22 protein-coding genes and 1 riboswitch are annotated in these 18,389 nt (G+C 53.4%); of the genes, 15 read left to right on the top strand and 7 right to left on the bottom strand.

Going from position 1 to position 18,389, the window contains the following annotated elements:
* Positions 1–221: RpiB/LacA/LacB family sugar-phosphate isomerase (locus ACTJI9_RS07260; RefSeq protein WP_440806913.1), on the top strand; the 221-nt coding region annotated here is incomplete at its 5' end.
* 174 nt (positions 222–395) lie between these two features.
* Here the strand turns inward: ACTJI9_RS07260 and dhaL are convergent.
* The 5 genes from dhaL to ACTJI9_RS07235 all read right to left on the bottom strand — a co-directional run bounded on the left by dhaL (position 396) and on the right by ACTJI9_RS07235 (position 3,723).
* The gene (gene dhaL / locus ACTJI9_RS07255; RefSeq protein WP_440806910.1) at positions 396–1,034 is read right to left on the bottom strand and encodes a dihydroxyacetone kinase subunit DhaL; all 639 of its coding nucleotides are present in this window, start codon (positions 1,032–1,034) and stop codon (positions 396–398) included.
* A 3-nt stretch (positions 1,035–1,037) separates the two neighbouring features.
* Positions 1,038–2,045, bottom strand: a complete 1,008-nt coding sequence (locus ACTJI9_RS07250; RefSeq protein WP_440806908.1) for a dihydroxyacetone kinase subunit DhaK — start codon at positions 2,043–2,045, stop codon at positions 1,038–1,040.
* 31 nt (positions 2,046–2,076) lie between these two features.
* A complete protein-coding gene (locus ACTJI9_RS07245) occupies positions 2,077–2,550 on the bottom strand; it encodes a 6,7-dimethyl-8-ribityllumazine synthase (RefSeq protein WP_115052168.1) in 474 nt (157 codons plus the stop codon).
* A gap of 93 nt (positions 2,551–2,643) precedes the next feature.
* Positions 2,644–2,793: riboswitch (FMN riboswitch) on the bottom strand.
* Between the two features lie 100 nt (positions 2,794–2,893).
* A complete protein-coding gene (locus tag ACTJI9_RS07240; protein ID WP_440806905.1) occupies positions 2,894–3,370 on the bottom strand; it encodes an SRPBCC family protein in 477 nt (158 codons plus the stop codon).
* Positions 3,367–3,723 carry an ArsR/SmtB family transcription factor gene (locus ACTJI9_RS07235; protein WP_115052166.1) on the bottom strand — a complete coding sequence of 119 codons (357 nt, stop codon included), beginning with the start codon at positions 3,721–3,723 and terminating at the stop codon, positions 3,367–3,369. Before ACTJI9_RS07235 ends, ACTJI9_RS07240 begins: the two co-directional genes overlap by 4 nt.
* A gap of 182 nt (positions 3,724–3,905) precedes the next feature.
* Here ACTJI9_RS07235 and ACTJI9_RS07230 point away from each other — a divergent pair, with 182 nt between their 5' ends.
* The 4 genes from ACTJI9_RS07230 to ACTJI9_RS07215 all read left to right on the top strand — a co-directional run bounded on the left by ACTJI9_RS07230 (position 3,906) and on the right by ACTJI9_RS07215 (position 7,314).
* A complete protein-coding gene (locus ACTJI9_RS07230) occupies positions 3,906–5,069 on the top strand; it encodes a YbfB/YjiJ family MFS transporter (RefSeq protein ID WP_307283195.1) in 1,164 nt (387 codons plus the stop codon).
* A gap of 339 nt (positions 5,070–5,408) precedes the next feature.
* The gene (sbmA, locus tag ACTJI9_RS07225; protein ID WP_115052164.1) at positions 5,409–6,659 is read left to right on the top strand and encodes a peptide antibiotic transporter SbmA; all 1,251 of its coding nucleotides are present in this window, start codon (positions 5,409–5,411) and stop codon (positions 6,657–6,659) included.
* 221 nt (positions 6,660–6,880) lie between these two features.
* A complete protein-coding gene (locus ACTJI9_RS07220; protein ID WP_440806900.1) occupies positions 6,881–7,009 on the top strand; it encodes a type II toxin-antitoxin system HicB family antitoxin in 129 nt (42 codons plus the stop codon).
* A gap of 122 nt (positions 7,010–7,131) precedes the next feature.
* Positions 7,132–7,314 (top strand): hypothetical protein, encoded by a 183-nt coding sequence (locus tag ACTJI9_RS07215; RefSeq protein WP_440806898.1) that lies wholly within the window; start codon positions 7,132–7,134, stop codon positions 7,312–7,314.
* A gap of 12 nt (positions 7,315–7,326) precedes the next feature.
* Here ACTJI9_RS07215 and ACTJI9_RS07210 read toward each other — a convergent pair whose 3' ends face one another.
* Positions 7,327–8,364, bottom strand: coding sequence for a polysaccharide deacetylase family protein (locus tag ACTJI9_RS07210; RefSeq protein ID WP_336440748.1), 1,038 nt, complete (start codon positions 8,362–8,364; stop codon positions 7,327–7,329).
* Positions 8,365–8,504: 140 nt separating this feature from the next.
* Between ACTJI9_RS07210 and ACTJI9_RS07205 the strand changes: the two genes are divergently transcribed.
* The 10 genes from ACTJI9_RS07205 to ACTJI9_RS07160 all read left to right on the top strand — a co-directional run bounded on the left by ACTJI9_RS07205 (position 8,505) and on the right by ACTJI9_RS07160 (position 17,272).
* A complete protein-coding gene (locus ACTJI9_RS07205) occupies positions 8,505–9,086 on the top strand; it encodes an NnrU family protein (protein WP_115052162.1) in 582 nt (193 codons plus the stop codon).
* A 111-nt stretch (positions 9,087–9,197) separates the two neighbouring features.
* Positions 9,198–9,878 (top strand): tetratricopeptide repeat protein, encoded by a 681-nt coding sequence (locus ACTJI9_RS07200; RefSeq protein WP_354346868.1) that lies wholly within the window; start codon positions 9,198–9,200, stop codon positions 9,876–9,878.
* Between the two features lie 24 nt (positions 9,879–9,902).
* Positions 9,903–11,378: a ribosome biogenesis GTPase Der gene (gene der, locus ACTJI9_RS07195; protein ID WP_115052160.1), complete on the top strand. Its 1,476-nt coding sequence runs from the start codon at positions 9,903–9,905 to the stop codon at positions 11,376–11,378.
* A 148-nt stretch (positions 11,379–11,526) separates the two neighbouring features.
* A complete protein-coding gene (locus ACTJI9_RS07190; RefSeq protein ID WP_370878808.1) occupies positions 11,527–12,726 on the top strand; it encodes a cell wall hydrolase in 1,200 nt (399 codons plus the stop codon).
* Positions 12,727–13,240: 514 nt separating this feature from the next.
* Positions 13,241–14,125 carry a bifunctional helix-turn-helix transcriptional regulator/GNAT family N-acetyltransferase gene (locus ACTJI9_RS07185; protein WP_440806892.1) on the top strand — a complete coding sequence of 295 codons (885 nt, stop codon included), beginning with the start codon at positions 13,241–13,243 and terminating at the stop codon, positions 14,123–14,125.
* 406 nt (positions 14,126–14,531) lie between these two features.
* Entirely contained in the window at positions 14,532–14,942 is a 411-nt protein-coding gene (locus tag ACTJI9_RS07180; protein ID WP_307283218.1) for an AtpZ/AtpI family protein, read from the top strand.
* 48 nt (positions 14,943–14,990) lie between these two features.
* Positions 14,991–15,743 (top strand): F0F1 ATP synthase subunit A, encoded by a 753-nt coding sequence (locus ACTJI9_RS07175; protein WP_115052157.1) that lies wholly within the window; start codon positions 14,991–14,993, stop codon positions 15,741–15,743.
* Positions 15,744–15,810: 67 nt separating this feature from the next.
* The gene (locus tag ACTJI9_RS07170) at positions 15,811–16,038 is read left to right on the top strand and encodes a F0F1 ATP synthase subunit C (RefSeq protein WP_008125314.1); all 228 of its coding nucleotides are present in this window, start codon (positions 15,811–15,813) and stop codon (positions 16,036–16,038) included.
* 86 nt (positions 16,039–16,124) lie between these two features.
* Entirely contained in the window at positions 16,125–16,775 is a 651-nt protein-coding gene (locus ACTJI9_RS07165; protein WP_115052156.1) for a F0F1 ATP synthase subunit B, read from the top strand.
* An 11-nt stretch (positions 16,776–16,786) separates the two neighbouring features.
* Entirely contained in the window at positions 16,787–17,272 is a 486-nt protein-coding gene (locus tag ACTJI9_RS07160; protein ID WP_115052155.1) for a F0F1 ATP synthase subunit B, read from the top strand.
* A gap of 399 nt (positions 17,273–17,671) precedes the next feature.
* Here ACTJI9_RS07160 and ACTJI9_RS07155 read toward each other — a convergent pair whose 3' ends face one another.
* Positions 17,672–18,331, bottom strand: a complete 660-nt coding sequence (locus ACTJI9_RS07155; protein ID WP_440806887.1) for a ribonuclease HII — start codon at positions 18,329–18,331, stop codon at positions 17,672–17,674.
* Positions 18,332–18,389 lie beyond the last annotated feature (58 nt).

Here is an 18,389-nt window from a genome sequence, read left to right as displayed (position 1 = left end):
ACAAGGTGCCGGGCATTCGCGCCGCGCTGACCCATGATACCTATTCCGCCGAGCGTGCTGCCAAATCCAACAATGCGCAGATCATCACCATGGGCGCTCGTGTTATCGGCCCGGAGCTTGCCAAGGCTATCGTGGATAAATGGCTGGAATCCGAGTTCGATCCGAATGGCGCTTCAGCAGGTAATGTCGAAGCAATCGACAGGCTGGATGCGGGGAAGTAAATAGCGAGCAGCCTTAGCTTTACCTTTGTGCGTGGTTCGCCCTTCGACAAGCTCAGGATGGCTCACCATGAGGGAAGTTGTTGGTTGCAATAACCTCGCAAAACTTGCTCTCTGCAATCAGCATTCTTCCTCATGGTGAGCTTGTCGAACCACGCACTCTACTAATGCAATTTGCTAACCCAATCCCTTGCCCATGGCTCTGATGAGTATGGCTGCTGAAGCGGCGCCCGGATCAATATGGCCAATGGCGCGCTCGCCAAGACGGGCGGAGCGCCCCTTTGAAGCGATCATCGCCTTGGTTGCTTCTGCTCCGGCCTCGGCGGCTTTACCCGCTTTGTCCAATATTTCCGCCAATGAAGCCCCTTGTGTCTTTGCGCTCTCCACTGCCTCGGCAGCGGGCACCCAGGCATCGATCATGGTCTTATCGCCAATTTCGGCTTTCCCGCGATCCTGAATACCCTTCGCCATGGCAATGAAGGCATCGGCAAAGTCCGATGCAGTTAGTACGGTTTTGCCCTTAACACTTACTCCAGCGCGCATGAATGCGGTCGCATAAAGCGGGCCGGAGGAAGCGCCGACAGCGTTGAGAAACGACTTGGCCGCTGTGTTGAATACGGTTGTGGGATCGGCTGCGGTAATATCCGGCGCCGCGAGATTGGTTGCAACTGTCGAAAAGCCCAGATCCATGGCTATGCCGTGATCGGCATCGCCAATAACGCCATCCAGCTCGCACAAATGTGCCTTGGATTCAGCCATGGCCTTGGCGATTTCCGCAAACATGGAAATCAGATTTGCAGCGGTAATTTCGCTCATTGATCAGCCCGCCCGAAACATGGCGCAATCGCACGGATGATCGATCATCTCCTGCAATTCCGCGTCCAGATGCATGACGGTAATCGAAGCGCCGGCCATCTCCAACGAGGTGCAATAATTGCCGACAAGGCTCAAGTGCAGCGCAAGCCCGGCCTGATCCAGCCGTTTTTTCACCTGCCGCATCATGATATAAAGCTCCATGAGAGGCGTTGAACCCAGCGAATTGACAATCACAGCCACGCGGTCCCCTTTCGGTGCGGCCATTTCATCCAATATCTTGTCCATCAATTCATCGGTGATGGCATCAGCTGGTTTCAGCTTTTCTTTGGAGATACCAGGCTCGCCATGGATTCCCATGCCGACTTCCATTTCATCTTCACCAAGCGTGAAATTCGGTTTGAGTGTCTGGGGGAGTGAACAGGGCGAAAGCGCCACGCCAAAGGTGAAAGTGCGGTCATTGGCCTTGCGGGCAATCCGCTCGCATTCATCAATCGGCAGCATCTTGTCGCAAGCGGCTCCGGCAGCCTTGAACACGAAGACGTTGCCGGCAACGCCGCGTCGTTTGTCACGTTGATCGGCATGAGCGGAGGCGACATCATCGGTCGTCAGCACGGTACGAACTTCAATATCCTCCATGGCGACCATTTCTGCCGCCATGTCGAAATTCATCACGTCGCCAGCATAATTGCCATACATGTAAAGCACCCCGGCGCCATTATTGACTGCCTTGGTGCATTCGATGATCGGGTCAGGCGGCGGCGAGGCAAAGACATTGCCGATAGCGGCGGCATCAGCAAGACCCTTGCCGACAAATCCGAGAAATGATGGCTCGTGTCCCGAGCCGCCGCCGATCACCATGCCGACCTTGCCGGGGCGGGGGCCGTCCCGGGCAATAATTGAGCGGGGAGAATGATCGAGCGCAAAGACCTTTGCGGAGTGGGCGGCAAGCACCCCTTCCAGCATTTCGTCGACAGCATTGGCGCCGTCATTGATAATCTTCTTGGTCTTCACGTCGATCCTCCCAGATGCATATTCTGCCTTGTCAGGCGTCAATCATCGCAAGCTTAGCGCGGGCCTGCAATATCTGCGAGCATGCATTGGCAGCTTCCACACCCTTGATGACAAAATGATCCTTGAAGAAGGCGATATGGGCTGCCGACTCCTGGAAATTATGGGGAGTGAGAACTGCGGATAGTACGGGAATGCCGCTGTCGAGTTGAACGCGCATCATTGCATCCAGCACGGTTCCGGCAACGAAATCATGGCGATAAATACCGCCATCAACCACGAAAGCCGTGCCGAGAACGGCCGAGAATTTGCCGGTTGAGATCAATGTCTGTGCATGGAGCGGTATTTCGAGCGCGCCCGGAACGTCGAAGATTTCGACATCGGAGCGATCACCGCCAAGTGCCGCCCATTGCTCAACGAATGAGTTGACGCACTGGTCGACAATATCCGCATGCCAGCGTGCGCGGATGATGGCGATTTTAGTAGAAGGATGGGAAACAATAGTCATTTATCGGGCCTTTCAGGGTTTTGCCATTTTTCAATGATCCCTTTGGGCGAACACGCACAGATCAGACCCCACCTGTGGCGGGATCTTGCCAATGCTTGCTCTCTTTCATCCGGACTATACCGTCGGCTCCGGAATTGGACCGGATCTGCTGACCTTCCAGCGGGTGCTGGAAGCGCTCGCGGGCTTCAGGCATTTCTGCCTGCTACCGCCGGTGGGGAATTACACCCCGCCCTGAGAACGTGCAGGTTGAATATAGGCACGCCGTGGCGAAGGTCAATCCGTCCAGCGACAAGACTGACGCTAAAGGCGACGATCCGTTGAATCACCCCTTGGCATTTCTAAATCAGATGGTCTTCGAATATTCGATCATCTGGTCCAGCACCGTGCCCCAGCCGTCATAAAAGCCCATTTCCTCGTGCCGGTCGCGCGTGGTTTGATCGCGGTGAATCGCCACGGCAGTATAGCGCGTGCCGCTTCCTTCGTCCTTGAGCAGAAGAACGGCGGTCAGGAATGGATTTTCGGCAGGGCGGTATCCAGGCAACAGGGCGTCGGTCCAGATCAAACGTTCATTTGGCACTATATCCAGATAGCAACCATAATTGATCGACTGTTCTCCATCGGGACCATTCATTACCGTGCGGAAAATCCCGCCCGGACGCAGATCAATCTCACAATCGGAAATTGTCCAGGGTTTCGGCGTAAACCACTTGCTGACATGTTCCGGCATCGTCCAGCACTTCCATACGAGCGCGCGCGGCACATCGATAGTCCGCTCCAGAACGAGATCGAGCTTTGGATCAACTTTCAAATCATAAGTCACGTGTTTTCCTCCTTGAGTGTAAGCATGTAATCGTCAAGTTGATCGAGACGGCGTTCCCACAGGGTCCGTTGCTTGGACAGCCAATTCTCGGCAAGTTTCATTGGTTCGGTTTGAATGCGATAGGTTCGAACGCGTCCCTTTTTTTGCGAGTTGACCAAACCACTGCTTTCAAGCACCCGCAAATGCTCGACAAAGGACGGCAACGCCATGTTGAAAGGTTCGGCGAGTTCGCTGACCGAAGCCGGGCTGTTGACAAGCCGTTCAAGCACTTGCCGCCGCGTCGGGTCTGCCAGCGCGCGAAAAACGGCATCAACGGGAACGGGTGGAGCAGCCAGTGCGGTAGCGGTGGGCATGGATCTGCGAGTCCTCATATGTCGATTGAGCAATACTTAGGTAAAATCCTAAGTATTGCAAGCGAAAAATATCGAAGCGCTCGTGCTGGCAACTCGTTGCTATCAGCAACCATCAATCGGGGTCGATGCAGCTATCAAATTAATTGTCTTGTCTCTGCGGCAAGCAGGGATAATGTCCGCGCATGAATTCAGGCACCGCATCTCCACTTCGCTTCGCCCTCGGCGGGCTGGTTGCTATGGCTATTGGCATGGGTATCGGTCGTTTTGTCTATACGCCTATTCTACCCGGCATGATGAGTGATCTTGGTCTTTCCGCCGGTGATGCAGGCATCATCGCCTCGGCGAATTTCCTTGGCTATCTCGTTGGTGCGATTGTTGCCGGTTACGCGTGGGCGGCAGGCATTGAGCGCAAAGTCATGCTTGGCTCGCTTGCCGCAAGCGCCGCCTTGTGCCTGGCAATGAGCCTTACGGAAAATGTGCTGCTGTTTTCTGTCATCCGCTTTCTCGCAGGCATGGCCAGCGCTTTCATGCTGGTTTTCGCCGCGACGATTGTATTCAGTCACCTCGGCGCTGCAGGCAGGTTGGATCTGCAAGCTCTGCATTTTGGCGGTGTCGGTACCGGTATCGCCTTGTCAGCTATGCTAGTGGCGCTGGTCGCATTCACCGGCTATGGCTGGCGTGCCGATTGGGTAGGCGCGGCAGTCCTTTCCACGCTTGGCTTGATCGCAGTTGCCTTGTTAATCCGCGAAGGACCGCTGCGCACCGGCGCGGACATCAAGGAACCGGCCATCGCCTGGACGGCAGAATTCATCAAGCTCAATATAGCCTATGCGCTGTTCGGCATTGGCTATGTCATCACCGCAACCTTCATCATGGCCATTGTCCGGGCCAATGAGGGCAGCGCCTCGACAGAAGCTTTCGTGTGGCTTTGCACCGGCTTTGCGGGCATATTCTCAGTCTGGATCTGGAACCCCGTGCTGCGCCGCGTTGGCCCCTTTACATCCCTTGCCTTCAGCCTGCTCGCGCTGGCCGGTGGTGTTGCAGGCAGCGTCATCCTGCCATCTCCCATTGGCCCACTTATCGGGGGCTTGCTGTTGGGCCTCACGATCATGGTCATTACCGCCTTCGTGTTTCAGGCAGGGCGTCAGCTCGTACCGCAATCCCCACGCCGGATGATGGCGATCACAACGGCGGCCTTTGGTATCGGGCAGATCGTTGGACCTTTGATTGCCGGTTATCTTGCCGATATCAGCGGTAATTTCACCTCATCCACGCTGCTAGCAGCAGCGGGGCTGGTGATTGGCTCATTCTTTGCATTTTCTGCGGGTCGGAAAGTGGCGGGCTGATCCAAACTGCATTTCTATATTGCGTGGTTCGACAAGCTCACCATGAGGAGGGCAGGTGATTGCAGGGAGGTCGCATTTGCGATGTAGCTGAAACATTGATGATAAGCTTGCAACCCACCCACTTTCCTCATGGTGAGCTTGTCGAACCACGCATAACGCGAATGCCGCTGGACAGCTTTCGGAATTCGAAGTGCATTCTTCAAACATGCAATAGCTGTCAAGAACACCCATCATTACGGTAATTTAATTACGCCAACTCACGGTTTGCCCTATTCGTGCTGGAAAACTTGTGCAACTCGTAGCACTGCGATTTGCATAGTTTTTACGAGGGTCACGACGGTGTTCGTTTCATTTTTTCCCAAGCCCAAGCTGTTTTTCACATCAGCTGTCCTGTGGGCGTTGTTTGCGGTTTTGTTCTGGATTTTTGCGGGCGAGCAGCTTGGTGCTTATTTTGGTCTGCCGCCAGCTGCACCCGATGCACCACCGGTGATTGGCGTTGGCGTGTTCATCACCAGGCCGTATATATGGCTCTACATTTATTTTGCTGCTTTTGTCGCCGTATTTGCTTCATTCTGGATGTGGTATGCTCCGCATCGTTGGCAAAGATGGTCCATTCTCGGCTCTGCTCTTATAATATTCAATACGTATTTCACCGTGCAAATAAGTCTCGCCATTAACGACTGGCGTGGGCCTTATTGGAACCTCTTTCAACAGGCGTTCAGCCAGCCAGGCTCGGTGTCAGCTGCGGAGTTCTATTGGCAAAACTGGCTATTTGCGGGCATTGCGTTCCTTGCAATAGGGCTGAGCGTTGTTTTTACATATTTCACCAGCCATTACATATTCCGCTGGCGCACGGCTATGAACGAATTCTACGTCGAACACTGGAACCAGTTGCGGCATATCGAAGGTGCGTCGCAGCGTGTTCAGGAAGATACGATGCGCTTTTCGACAACAGTTGAAGCGCTTGGTGTCAGTCTCATTCAGGCCGTCATGAATCTGATCGCATTCATGCCGCTATTAGCGCATCTTTCAAGCTACGTCACTGAAGTGCCGATTATCGGTCAAATCCCTTATTCTCTGGTGGTTCTATCGATTGTTTGGTCACTCGTTGGCACATTGCTTCTTGCAGTCGTCGGGATCAGACTTCCAGGGCTGGAGTTCAAAAATCAACGTGTTGAAGCCGCGTACCGCAAGGAACTGGTGTTTGGCGAAGATGACGAAACACGCGCTCAACCTTTGACGCTTGCGGAGCTCTTTCGAAACGTGCGGAAGAACTACTTCCGGCTCTATTTTCACTATGCGTATTTTAATGTGGCCAGAAGTTTCTATGGACAGGCTGACGGGCTTATCCTCGACATCATTCTCATACCAAGTATTGTGGCCGGGAAATTGACGATGGGGTTGTGGCAGCAGATTTCGACTGCCTTCAGCCAAGTTAGCAATTCATTCCAATATCTGGTGACGGCTTGGCCTACGATTGTGGAACTGATTTCGATTTACAAACGCCTTCGCGCCTTCGAATCGGTCATATACGACGAACCACTACCAGCGATCGATGAACATTACTTGCGGACGCAAGAAGAGAGATAGTTGGCGGGCGGCATTAAGGCCGCCCCTACTTTGGTCTCATAGGTATCCGAGGTTGCGAGACTTTCCGGAATGAATTTGAGATCACTGTTAATCGTGGAAAAGGATCGCATTACCGCATCAGGATCGGCGAGAAATTTACCACGATAAAATTTAGCGAACTTACGCCTGGCTATGTCCGATTAATAAAGAAGCAGCCGGAAATCGTTTAGACGGGAAACTGGATGCATTATTCCTACTGTGCTCATTTCGAGCAAGATCCCAATGGTGGTTTTCTGGTGACATTTACCGATGTCCCTGAGACAATAACGCATGGGGAAACTATGGTCGAAGCAAAGGCCAATGCGGTGTAAGCGCTCGGATTGGCGCTTCGTGGCTATCTTGCTGATGATAGAGATATTCCAATGCCATCAACAAAGGCCGGAAAGGTCTTGTCGATATTCCCTTTGAAGTCCATGACGCTTTGAAGCTAGCCGTGATAATCGCATTCAAATCAGAAGGGCTGCCCAAGTCCGAGCTTGCGCGGCCGTTGGGCAAAGCTGAAACCGAAGCGCGACGTATCCTTGATCCCGATCATCCAACCAAATTATATTTGCTTGAGGCTGCCTTGGCTGTGCTCGGCAAGAAAATACTGATTACGATTCTCGATGCTGCCTAGAAAGGCCGGCGGTTAAATTCCGCCGCCGGTTTGCGGCTGTGTCAGATCGGGCGTGGAGGCAGCTTCCACGCCGCCGGTTTCTTTCAGATAATCGCTATAGGTCGTGCAGCGTACGTCGGCTTTCGTACACACCTCGGCAGTAAAGCGCTCCAGCGCGCGCCAATAGGCATCGCCATTCATCAGTGTGAAATGTAGTCCGATCTGGAAAGGAATGCGTTTGCCCTGATATTGCCGCTCAAATGCGCCCTTGAATGCCTCATAGGCCCGATTCTCAAACTCGCCCATGTGGTCTGTACGCTCGAAGCCGCCGGAATGACGCACAAACATATTATAATCCATGGCGATCACGGGCCGGTTCTGCGGTCCTTCGGCGATTGTCGGTAGGCCAAACTGGTAAAGTCCACCCGCATGCAACGGCAAAGCGGGGCCTTTTGAAACGCCGCTGCCATCAAAGGTGAAGCCCTGATCTTTCAAAGCGGCAATCAGGGCCGGGCTTTCTGAAAGATAGGGAGCGCGAAAGCCGCGAATCTCCTTTGCAACGAAATTCTTCCATCCTTCCGGTTCCGGGCCGGTGCCATATTTTGTCCAGGCATCGCTCAACACTTGTCGATAGGTGACAAGCTCACTTTCCCATTCGGCCTTGGTCCAGTTCTTGCCATCGAAATGGCCGCAGGCATGGCTGCCAATCTCATGGCCTTCATTGCGCGCCCGCCAGATATTATCGAGACGCTTTGCAATATCTTCTTTTGAAGAGGCAAAGCCAATATTGGAACGGCCAGAAGCTTTGCCCGGTGCCTGATAGCTCTTGCGGTCGGAATGATCGATCAGAAAGACGCAGGAGAGAAAATAGGTAAATTTGGCGTTGGAACGCTGCGCAAGATTAAATGCACGGTCCCAAAGTGCATTGCTACCGGCATTGTCAAATGAGATCAGCACATATTGTGGTTTTACACCAATAGAGCCGCGCAGTCCGGTCGCACCATCAGCATAGGCAGGCGAAGCCATTGCAAAAGCTGCCGATGCGGCAACGATCCGGGTAAAAATTTGCATGATGTCAGGTCAGCTCCACAGGGAGCACTGTCGCTACAGGTCAATTGTGGCGATGATCGGACGCGGCGATCCACCGCAATGCTTTACGTTGGAACCATTCTAATCACCCTGTAGAGTGCCGTTACAAAAGGGGACAAGCCATGCTGGTCATGATTATCGGAATCATCATTTTTCTGGGAATACATTCAGTGCGCATTGTCGCGCCGCGCTGGCGGCTTGCCAAGATGGAGCAGTGGGGAGAAGGCAAATGGAAAGGCCTTTATTCTCTGGTGTCTGTCGTCGGCCTTGCCCTGTTGGTTTGGGGCTTTGGCATGGCCCGGCTGGAGGCACCGATACTCTACGAACCTCCGGTCTGGATGAAACACATCACCTTGCTGCTGATGCTGTTTGCCTTCGTCTTTCTTGGCGTTTTCATTGCAAAGCCCGGCCGTATCAAGCCCGCGCTGAAGCACCCCATGTTGATATCCATCAAGACCTGGGCGCTCGCGCATCTTCTGGCCAATGGCGATCTTGCTTCGCTTATCCTGTTTTTGTCCTTTCTTGCCTGGGCGGTGTTTGATCGTATCGCGCTCAAGCGTCAGGCGCGCGCTGGGCTTGCCCCTGCAGTCATTACGCCCGGACCCGTGACCAATGATGTCATCGCCATTGTCATTGGCCTTGTGCTTTACGTCCTGTTTATCTGGAAATTGCACGTTCTTTTGATCGGTGTTTCACCAATGTGACGGCTAATTTAAGCAAGCCCCTTACATCGCGCGCAGTTTCCGACTAAAAGCCCCCTGAACTCCTTGCGTGACTGCCCATGGCCGTCGCGCGATAACTATTCATGAGGCACCATGACTGACGACGGCTTTTTCCGTGAAGTAAATGAGGAACTGCGCTCCGATAAGATGCGGGCGTTCTGGGCGCGCTATAGCACTTTGCTAATAGGCGGCGTTGTCGCGATCGTCATCGGTACCGCTGGTTTTGCCTTTTACGAATACTGGACTGAAAGAGAAGCTTCAAAGTCCGGCGATCAATTCCTGGCAGCGCTTAACCTTGTCCGTGATGGCAAGAATGACGAAGCCCTGAAGACGCTCGATCAGCTTGAAAAAGATGGTTATGGCGCTTATCCGGTGTTGGCTCGCATGCGCGCCGCCGGTGTGATTGCGCAAAAGGGCGATTTTGCCGGTGCGGTTGCTGCATTCGACAAGGTTTCTGCTGACACATCCGTGCCGCAGGCCATTCGTGATCTGGCAAAGCTGCGTGCCGCCCTCATTCTGGTGGATACGGGTTCTTATGATGATGTGGCAAGCCGTGTTGAAGCGCTGTCGTCGGATAGCAACCCGATGCGCCACTCCGCGCGCGAAGCCCTTGGTCTTGCTGCCTGGAAAGCCGGTCGCGGTGCTGATGCAACCAAACTCTTCAAGCAGATTTCCGATGATCAGGCGGCTCCCGCCAATATACGTCAGTTTGCTGATACAATGCTGGACATGCTTAAAAGCACTGGCGCCACGCCCGCTGCGGCCGCTGGCTAATTAAGAATTAGGAATATTAAGCCGATGAGCTTTACCCTTGCAATTATCGGCCGTCCGAATGTCGGAAAGTCCACTCTGTTCAACCGTCTGGTCGGCAGGAAAATCGCGCTCGTCGACGATCTCCCCGGTGTTACCCGCGATCGCCGCGTCAATGCGGCCAAGCTCTACGATTTGAGATTCGATGTCATCGATACGGCGGGTCTTGAAGAGGTCGCATCCGATTCGCTCGAAGGCCGCATGCGCGCCCAGACGGAGCTTGCCATTGGTGAAGCCGATCTCATTCTTTTCCTTGTCGATGCCAAAGCGGGTGTGACGCCAACAGACGTTACCTTTGCCGATCTTGTCCGCCGTTCAGGCAAGCCGGTTATTCTCGTTGCCAACAAAGCCGAAGCACGCGGCGCCGAATCCGGCATGTATGACAGTTATCAGCTCGGACTTGGCGAACCATGCCCGATTTCTGCCGAGCATGGTCAGGGCTTTCCGGATCTGCGCGACGCCATTGTCGAGACCATGGGTGAAGAGCGGGTCTTCCCGGACGAGTATCTGCCTGTCGATGCCAATGCAGATGATTCCGTCGCTGTAACCATCCCGGCTACGCCGCGCGGTATGGATGATCTGATCGGCGATGATATTGACGATCCGGACGCCGAAGACATTCCGAGCTATGATTCGTCAAAGCCGCTGCGCATCGCCATTGTCGGGCGTCCAAATGCCGGCAAGTCGACGCTGGTCAATACGATGCTTGGCGAGGACCGTCTGCTGACAGGTCCGGAAGCTGGCATTACGCGCGATTCCATCTCGGTCGATTGGGAGTGGAATGGCCGCAAGATCAAGCTTTTTGACACGGCAGGTCTGCGCCGCAAGTCGCGCGTTCAGGGCAAGCTGGAAAAGCTTTCCGTGGGCGATGCGCTGCGCGCCATTCGCTTCGCCGAGGTCGTCATTATCGTCCTCGACGCGACCATTCCTTTTGAAAAGCAGGATTTGCAGATTGCCGATCTGATCATTCGTGAGGGCCGCGCGCCGATCATCGCTTTCAACAAGTGGGATCTCGTCGAAAATCGCCAGATGGTTCTGGCCGATCTGCGTGAGAAGACCGAACGACTTTTGCCGCAGGTTCGCGGTATTCGCGCCGTGCCGATCTCGGGTGAGCGCAATCAGGGTATCGACAAGCTCATGGCCGCGGTAGCCTCGACTGACGAAATCTGGAATCGCCGTATTTCCACCGGTCGCCTCAATCGCTGGCTGGAAGGGGTACTTGCCCATCATCCGCCTCCCGCCGTGGCGGGTCGCCGCCTGAAGATCAAATATATAACGCAGGTCAAGACACGCCCGCCGGGTTTTGTCATTTCATGCTCCCGTCCCGACGCGTTCCCCACCTCCTATGTCCGCTACCTTGCCAATGGTATCCGTGAAACCTTTGATATTCATGGCGTGCCTATCCGGCTTGTATTGCGCACATCGGACAATCCCTTTGCGGGGCGGGCGAAGAAAAAGCGCTAAGGCTGGTAGTTTTCCGTGGCAAGAGGAGTTGCTCAAGCCACGGAAACTTTAACAACACATCGTTTCAGCGGCCTTCGTTAACTCTCCATCAAGGTTAATGCTTCATTTTTATGACCATAGTGTTCGGTCGTGAGTGTGGGGTATCGGCGTGCGTTTCTATAAGGTTTTGCGGGATTCCAGTGCCCGCCGCAAAGGCCAGCCATTTTCAAAACAGGCAAATCGCAAATATCTAGGTCCAGTCCTTATTGGTGCAGCGATATATTTGTTGTCTCCGACAGTGGTTGCCTATCAGGATATGGCAAGCCTGCTTTCCGGGTCCGAATCAGGGCAGGGGCGCTGGTCGTCTTACTTGGAAAAATCTCCGGCAGGCTCCGTACAAAAGGCAAATATGTCCTTTGTGGACAGGATAGCCACCGGATCAATTCCCGCCAGCGGCGCCAATGCACCAGGAATAGGCTCAGTGGCCATCAATGGCTCGAGCAAGGCATTGGGCGCCACTCCTGACGAGGCACGGATCAACCGGGCGGAAAAGCAGGGGCGTATTGTTTCGATCAGCAAGAAAGCGCCACCAAAAGCTTTCAGCGCCGGATCGATATTGCAACGTCAAAGCATGATAATCCGGCCAACGCACGGCATTGAAGTCGATATGGCTTTTGCTAAGCCAAAAATCGCGGGCAAGGAAATCGAGATCGCTCTTGCGTTTCACAATCGCTCGCCTGAGAAAATCGAGCCGGACGCTCCGATGCTGGCAAGCCTGATCAATAATGACAAGCCCGATGTGCTGGCCCTTGGTTATGCTCCGGCTGCTCCCGATTATTCGAAAACATCACCGTTTGATTCCATTCTTGCCGAACCAAAGCAGGCAGGCCGCTTCATTCCGCAACTTGGAAAAGGCGATCATGATTGGCTGGCTACTCCTTTGCCTCCGATTGTCTTCACTGCTGCGGAGCAAAAATGCCTGGCAACGGGCATTTATTTTGAGGCAAGAAGCGAGAGTGTAAAAGGCCAGGCTGCGGTGGCGCAGGTTATTCTCAACCGCGTGCGAAATCCTGCCTATCCGAAAACAATCTGTAACGTCGTTTATCAGAATGATGACTGGATCAATCGCTGCCAGTTCTCGTTTGCCTGTGAAGGCCGCAAGCTGCATGTAACCGAACCCAAGCAGTGGAAAGTCGCGCAGGAAATCGCCATGGCTGTTACTTCGGGCCGTATATTCCTACCCGAAATTGGTTCGGCCACGCATTATCATGCGACCTACGTGCGGGCAAATTGGGCCCATACAATGAAGCGCATCGATAAAATCGGGCAGCATATTTTCTACCGCACTTATGGCGGCGGCTGGATTTAGACCGCTTGGAAATCGCCAAAACAATGATATAAATGTTTCTGGAGTGGAGAATGAGCTTTCGCTCATCCTCCGTTTCTCATTTATGAAAATGAACCCGGAACGTTAGCGTCCAGCCTGTCCGGGTTCTTTTCATGATGAGCGTGAAGCTAAATGGCTTGTACCACATAGATTCACCTCCAGTTTTGAGAGCAAGGCCCTTGCCAAGGTCGGAGAGGCCAATCTTCTCCGATGCACTGGCTGGTTCGGTGCTTCCGCTTTTGCTCCCAAATTCCTGTGTTTGACCCGTCTCGATCTATTCTTTGAAATCGTGCAACCCGCAAGAAATGCAGGGTTGAAACTGCGTGGATCAATATCCCCGTGCCGCATTTTGCACTTTCAATATCATTTACAAACTCGCAGGTTAGGCATATAGTTGTATGATGCAACTATATTTGCGAGCCACACAATGAGTATCCTCCTGGACACTGCTCAAATACGTAATTCTTCAAGGCGCATTGTTCGAGAGTTAGGTTTTATGCGCCCAACCCTTGCGGGAACGAATCTCGCTCCATCCTCCGTTCATGCACTCATCGAGATTGGCAGAAATGATACGCTGACCGCTGCCGAATTATGCGCTGTACTCGACCTTGAAAAATCCAGTGTTAGCCGAATGGTGCGCAAGCTTGTTTTGTCGGGCGAACTGATTGAACAGCCTAATGGGCAGGACGCCAGGTCCAAGGTGCTTTCCTTGACCAGCAAGGGGCATAATACGCTCGCCGCGATCAATGCCTTTGCCGATGATGTGGTGTCCTCTGCGCTGGGTAGTCACTCCGCTGCTGTGCAGGAAAAGGTGCGGGATGGACTTGCAGCCTATGCTGATGCGCTGGAACAGCGGCGCGCAGGCAAGGTACCGCAATCGTCGCCGGCAATCTCCATCCAAAGTGGATATCAGCCGGGTATTATTGGACGGTGTGCCGAGATGCATGGCTGCTACTATGCTCGAACAAATAGTTTCGGTCATTTTTTCGAAGGCAAGGTTGCCACTGGCATCGCAGAATTTTCCGGGCGATTGGAGCGGCCTGTCAATCAGATTTGGGCGGCGGTAGATGTGGAAAAAATCGTCGGTACGGTGGCGATTGACGGCGAAGATCTCGGAAATAATGTGGCTCATCTGCGCTGGTTCATTATGGAGGATGGTTATCGCGGCGCCGGCATTGGCAGGCAATTGCTGAATAAAGCGATCTCGTTTTGCATCGAGCAACGGTTTTCCGAAATACAGCTTTGGACGTTCAAGGGATTGGATGCCGCACGGCGCCTATACGAGGCGCACGGTTTTGTTCTTGTAGAAGAGGAGGCCGGTGGGCAGTGGGGTAAAGAAGTGCTCGAGCAGCGGTTTGTACGCAAAATCGTAGGGGCGTAGGCAATTGGCGGCCCCGAACCATTGGAGCAGCGATAGTTTGCACCGATGGGCCCGAAGGCGACGCGCAAAACTGGTCAGGTATTTGATACGACGCTTCTGGTTCCGGTTAATGGGGAGTTCCCCCTGTTATTGCCTTCGAAGCCCTTCAAAAACTATAACCATGGAACCTCCTAACTAGCTGAATTGCGCAATCTGTATCCACAGCCAAACGCCAGATTCGCATGCAAAATTGTCACTCAGTGATGAGCAGGAAAGTCATATTTACCTAAGGCATTGAATTCTAGTAAAAAAATTACCTTGGAGAGTCGTGACTCTTCGCCTTGACTAGCGAGGATCAGGACAATATGTTGCGCGCGACTTCGAAGCGGGGATGAAGCCTCGCATTCAGTGTGTAAAGGACATGCCATTGGCAACGGGTAACGATCCCGATAAGTCAGGTTCTGTCGGTGACACGCCGGGTGCTGGCGGGGGACTAACTTCGGAAGAGCTGGAGCTTCGGCGCCGCAATCTGGAAGCAAAACTTGTTTCCAAGGGTGCAGCCCGTAAAGCCGGTTCGCAAGACAAGGGGACGGAAACCGCCTCCGGTGTCGCGCAGGCCATGAAATTGTCGAGCGAATTTATCGCCGGCGTTCTGGTTGGTGCGGGGTTGGGCTGGTTAGCTGACCGATTTTTGGGTACATCGCCATGGGGGCTCATCATACTGCTCCTGCTGGGCTTTTGTGCTGGAACGCTGAATATCCTGCGCTCTGCAGGACGTGTGGCGGAAAACAGTGGGCTGGATTTCACCAAGAAATCCGACCATGAAAAACCGGAATAGGGCTCATCGAGCACCGTTCGTGAGAACAGAATTAGAGACGAGGTAATAGTGTCCAACGATCCGATTCATCAATTCCACATTTCGCAATGGGTTCCCTTGCATGTGGGCGGCGTTGATCTGTCCTTCACCAATTCCTCTGCCTTTATGGTTGCCACAGTTGGCGTTGCCTCGGCATTTCTTTACCTTACATCGTCAAACCGTGGCCTTATCCCGACCCGTCTTCAGTCGGTTTCAGAGATGGCCTATGAGTTCGTCGCATCAACATTGCGAGAATCGGCAGGCAGCGCGGGAATGAAGTTCTTTCCCTTCGTGTTCTCGCTCTTCATGTTCGTGCTCGTTGCCAATATGCTTGGCATGTTCCCATACTTCTTCACCATCACCAGCCAGATCATCGTGACCTTTGCGCTTGCGGTTCTGGTCATCGGAACAGTCCTTGTTTATGGCTTTGCCAAACACGGTTTCAAGTTCCTCGGGGTCTTTGTGCCCTCGGGTGTGCCCGGGCCGCTCTTGCTGCTCGTTGTTCCAATCGAAATTATCTCTTTCCTTTCCCGTCCGATCAGCCTTTCGGTTCGTTTGTTCGCCAACATGCTTGCTGGCCACATCACGCTGAAGGTGTTTGCCGGCTTCGTGGCTTCGCTCAGCGCATTCGGCGCAGTGGGAATTGGCGGCGCAATTCTGCCGCTGGCCATGACTGTGGCATTGACGGGTCTGGAATTCCTGGTGGCTTTCCTTCAGGCCTACGTCTTCACCGTGCTTACCTGCATGTATTTGAACGACGCAGTTCATCCCGGCGGTCACTAAAAAGTTCACCGGCGGATGTCCGCCTAACGCAAATCTATTCTAACGATCTACCCTCAAGGAGTTTAATATGGATCCCGTAGCAGCAAAGTACATCGGTGCAGGTCTGGCTTGTTTTGGTATGGCCGGTACGGCTCTTGGCCTTGGCAACATTTTCGGCAGCTATCTTTCCGGTGCATTGCGCAACCCATCAGCAGCTGATGGCCAGTTCGGCCGTCTGGTATTCGGCTTCGCCGTTACTGAAGCTCTGGGCATCTTCTCGTTGCTCATCGCTCTTCTGCTTCTCTTCGCTGTATAATAACAGCTTACGATATTGGCTGCGTCCGGTCGTTATTCGGACCAACGCAGCCAGTATGATTTGAAGTTCAATCAAGGGGACAACGCATGTTCGTGTCTTCGGCTAATGCCGCATCCACAACAGATACAATAGTCGCTCAGAGCGAAGCACCGGCCCATACCGAAACGGTTGCGCCCGGAACAACGCCTGATGCACATGCTCCGGCAGATCCGACAGCGGGAACGCATTCGGAAACCGGTCATGCCAAAGCCGTGTTCCCTCCCTTTGATTCCAACCATTTCGCTTCACAGCTTCTTTGGTTGGCAATCACATTTGCAGTTTTCTATGTTTTCCTGTCCCGCGTGGTTCTCCCGCGTATCGGTGGTATCATCGAAACGAGGCGTGACCGTATCGCTACTGATCTAGATCAGGCGGCACGGATGAAACAGGAGTCTGATGAGGCTCTGGCTGCCTATACCCAGGAACTCGCCGACGCAAAGAACAAAGCCGGCGCAATTGCGCAGGAAGCCCGTGATCAGGCAAAGGCGAAAGCCGACGCCGAACAGGCCGAAATTTCCGCAGCTCTCGAAAAGAAGCTGAGTGACGCTGAAGCCAGCATTGCCACGATCAAGAACAAGGCTATGCAGGAAGTCGGCTCCATCGCTGAAGATACAGCCGCTGAAATCGTCAAGAAGCTGTTTGGCGGTGCCGTCGACAAGCCCGCAATCTCCGCTGCTGTCAAAGCAGTGCGAGGCTAAGGAGAAACGTCATGGAATTGGATGCAACCTTTTATGCCCTCGTTGGCCTTATCATCTTCCTGGCGCTTATCGTCTACTTGAAGGTTCCAGGTGTCGTTGGTAAATCCCTTGACGCCCGTGCAGACAAGATTCGCGACGAGCTTGAAGAAGCCCGCCGCCTGCGCGAAGAAGCGCAATCGCTGCTGGCTGAGTATCAGCGCAAGCGTAAGGAAGCCGAAAAGGAAGCTGGTGAGATCGTTGCCATAGCGCAGCGTGAAGCACATGGTCTCCTTGAGGAAGCCAAGAAGAAGACTGAGGATTATGTTGCCCGTCGCAACAAGCTTGCCGAGCAGAAAATCGCTCAGGCAGAGGTTGAGGCTGTCAACGAGGTTCGCGCTTCGGCTGTAGATATCGCAATTGCTGCCGCCAGCAAGATTTTGTCGGAAAAGGTGGATGCCAAAACATCTGCCGATCTCTTCAAAACATCGCTTTCGGAAGTCAAATCCCGGTTGAACTAAAAAGCAGATTATACAAACGAATTTTAGTAAAGCCGCCTTTGAGCGGCTTTTTTTGTGCGAAGCATAATGCTCGATATGCAAACCAAATTTCGTTACGATGAGCGAAATATCGAGAAAAAATCAGAATAATTCCCAAAAAACACGGATTTTTGCCGAAAAATTGCAAGTGCAAATTGCAGTTTAGTAGCATGCGGTTGAACTAAGCGATTCCCGGCATGTAAAAACCCGATCTATATCGGGAATTGTGGGGGGATGGAGTTAGAGCATTTCTGCTGCTCTGGTGTGAGCGAAACGTGCTTTATCCATCGGGCCTCACCCTCGTCCCATGGATAAACATCGGCCTCGCTGAACCCCTCGACCTTGTCCGCGAATCCCTCCGGCAGGGAAACAGAGCTTGCTCTAGGCTTGCCGTTCTTTCAAAGGCGAGAAACTGAAGCGGTGCAAGCCGACGACAGGACCGTGTGCCTCCATCGCGTTGCGATGGATTTCAGTTCCGTAACCCGCATGGGATTCCAATCCATAGAGAGGATAATATTTGCCAGTCTGGCTCATCATTCTGTCTCGCGTTACCTTGGCAAGTATGGATGCCGCGGCAATGGAAACGGAGCGTTGATCTCCTTTGATCATCGCCGTTGCAGGGCAGGGCAGCCCGGGAGCGACATCCCGGCCATCAATCAGCGCATGGTGAGGAATAATCGTAAGACCGCGTGTCGCACGGCGCATGGCTTCAAGCGAAGCCTTCAGGATATTAGTCGCATCAATTGCTGGCGCCGAAATGCTGGAAATAGAGCACGCTAAGGCAGTTTTGGTAATGATATCAAACAGTTCTTCACGGCGTTTTGCCGTCAGACGCTTTGAATCATCAAGACCATCAGGAATTTTCTTTGGATCAAGAATGACCGCAGCCGCAACGACTGGCCCTGCCAGAGGCCCTCTGCCTGCCTCGTCAATACCGGCCACAAACTGGACACCGGAGCGCATGAGCTTCTTTTCACTGGCAAAGTCGGGCTTGTCAGCGGGCAAGGAAAGCAGCAGAGAATCAGAACGTAATCGAGACATCTTGCGGCGACTCTCGCATCCGTCCTGATTCTCTGCAAGTCCCCGGGTAGCAGATGGG

The sequence above is a fragment of the Phyllobacterium sp. 22552 genome, assembly GCF_052044585.1.
Classification (GTDB): Bacteria; Pseudomonadota; Alphaproteobacteria; order Rhizobiales; family Rhizobiaceae; genus Phyllobacterium; species Phyllobacterium ifriqiyense.
This window is presented reverse-complemented; position numbering and strand designations above follow the sequence as displayed.

What these genes read in the sequence shown, in the direction of transcription:
- dhaL (WP_440806910.1), bottom strand. Translation starts at nt 1,034, where the DNA reads ATGAGCGAAATTACCGCTGCAAATCTGATTTCCATGTTTGCGGAAATC.
- ACTJI9_RS07245 (WP_115052168.1), bottom strand. Translation starts at nt 2,550, where the DNA reads ATGACTATTGTTTCCCATCCTTCTACTAAAATCGCCATCATCCGCGCA.
- ACTJI9_RS07235 (WP_115052166.1), bottom strand. Translation starts at nt 3,723, where the DNA reads ATGCCCACCGCTACCGCACTGGCTGCTCCACCCGTTCCCGTTGATGCC.
- ACTJI9_RS07230 (WP_307283195.1), top strand. Translation starts at nt 3,906, where the DNA reads ATGAATTCAGGCACCGCATCTCCACTTCGCTTCGCCCTCGGCGGGCTG.
- ACTJI9_RS07220 (WP_440806900.1), top strand. Translation starts at nt 6,881, where the DNA reads ATGCATTATTCCTACTGTGCTCATTTCGAGCAAGATCCCAATGGTGGT.
- ACTJI9_RS07210 (WP_336440748.1), bottom strand. Translation starts at nt 8,364, where the DNA reads ATGCAAATTTTTACCCGGATCGTTGCCGCATCGGCAGCTTTTGCAATG.
- ACTJI9_RS07205 (WP_115052162.1), top strand. Translation starts at nt 8,505, where the DNA reads ATGCTGGTCATGATTATCGGAATCATCATTTTTCTGGGAATACATTCA.
- ACTJI9_RS07200 (WP_354346868.1), top strand. Translation starts at nt 9,198, where the DNA reads ATGACTGACGACGGCTTTTTCCGTGAAGTAAATGAGGAACTGCGCTCC.
- der (WP_115052160.1), top strand. Translation starts at nt 9,903, where the DNA reads ATGAGCTTTACCCTTGCAATTATCGGCCGTCCGAATGTCGGAAAGTCC.
- ACTJI9_RS07185 (WP_440806892.1), top strand. Translation starts at nt 13,241, where the DNA reads ATGCGCCCAACCCTTGCGGGAACGAATCTCGCTCCATCCTCCGTTCAT.
- ACTJI9_RS07170 (WP_008125314.1), top strand. Translation starts at nt 15,811, where the DNA reads ATGGATCCCGTAGCAGCAAAGTACATCGGTGCAGGTCTGGCTTGTTTT.
- ACTJI9_RS07165 (WP_115052156.1), top strand. Translation starts at nt 16,125, where the DNA reads ATGTTCGTGTCTTCGGCTAATGCCGCATCCACAACAGATACAATAGTC.
- ACTJI9_RS07160 (WP_115052155.1), top strand. Translation starts at nt 16,787, where the DNA reads ATGGAATTGGATGCAACCTTTTATGCCCTCGTTGGCCTTATCATCTTC.
- ACTJI9_RS07155 (WP_440806887.1), bottom strand. Translation starts at nt 18,331, where the DNA reads ATGTCTCGATTACGTTCTGATTCTCTGCTGCTTTCCTTGCCCGCTGAC.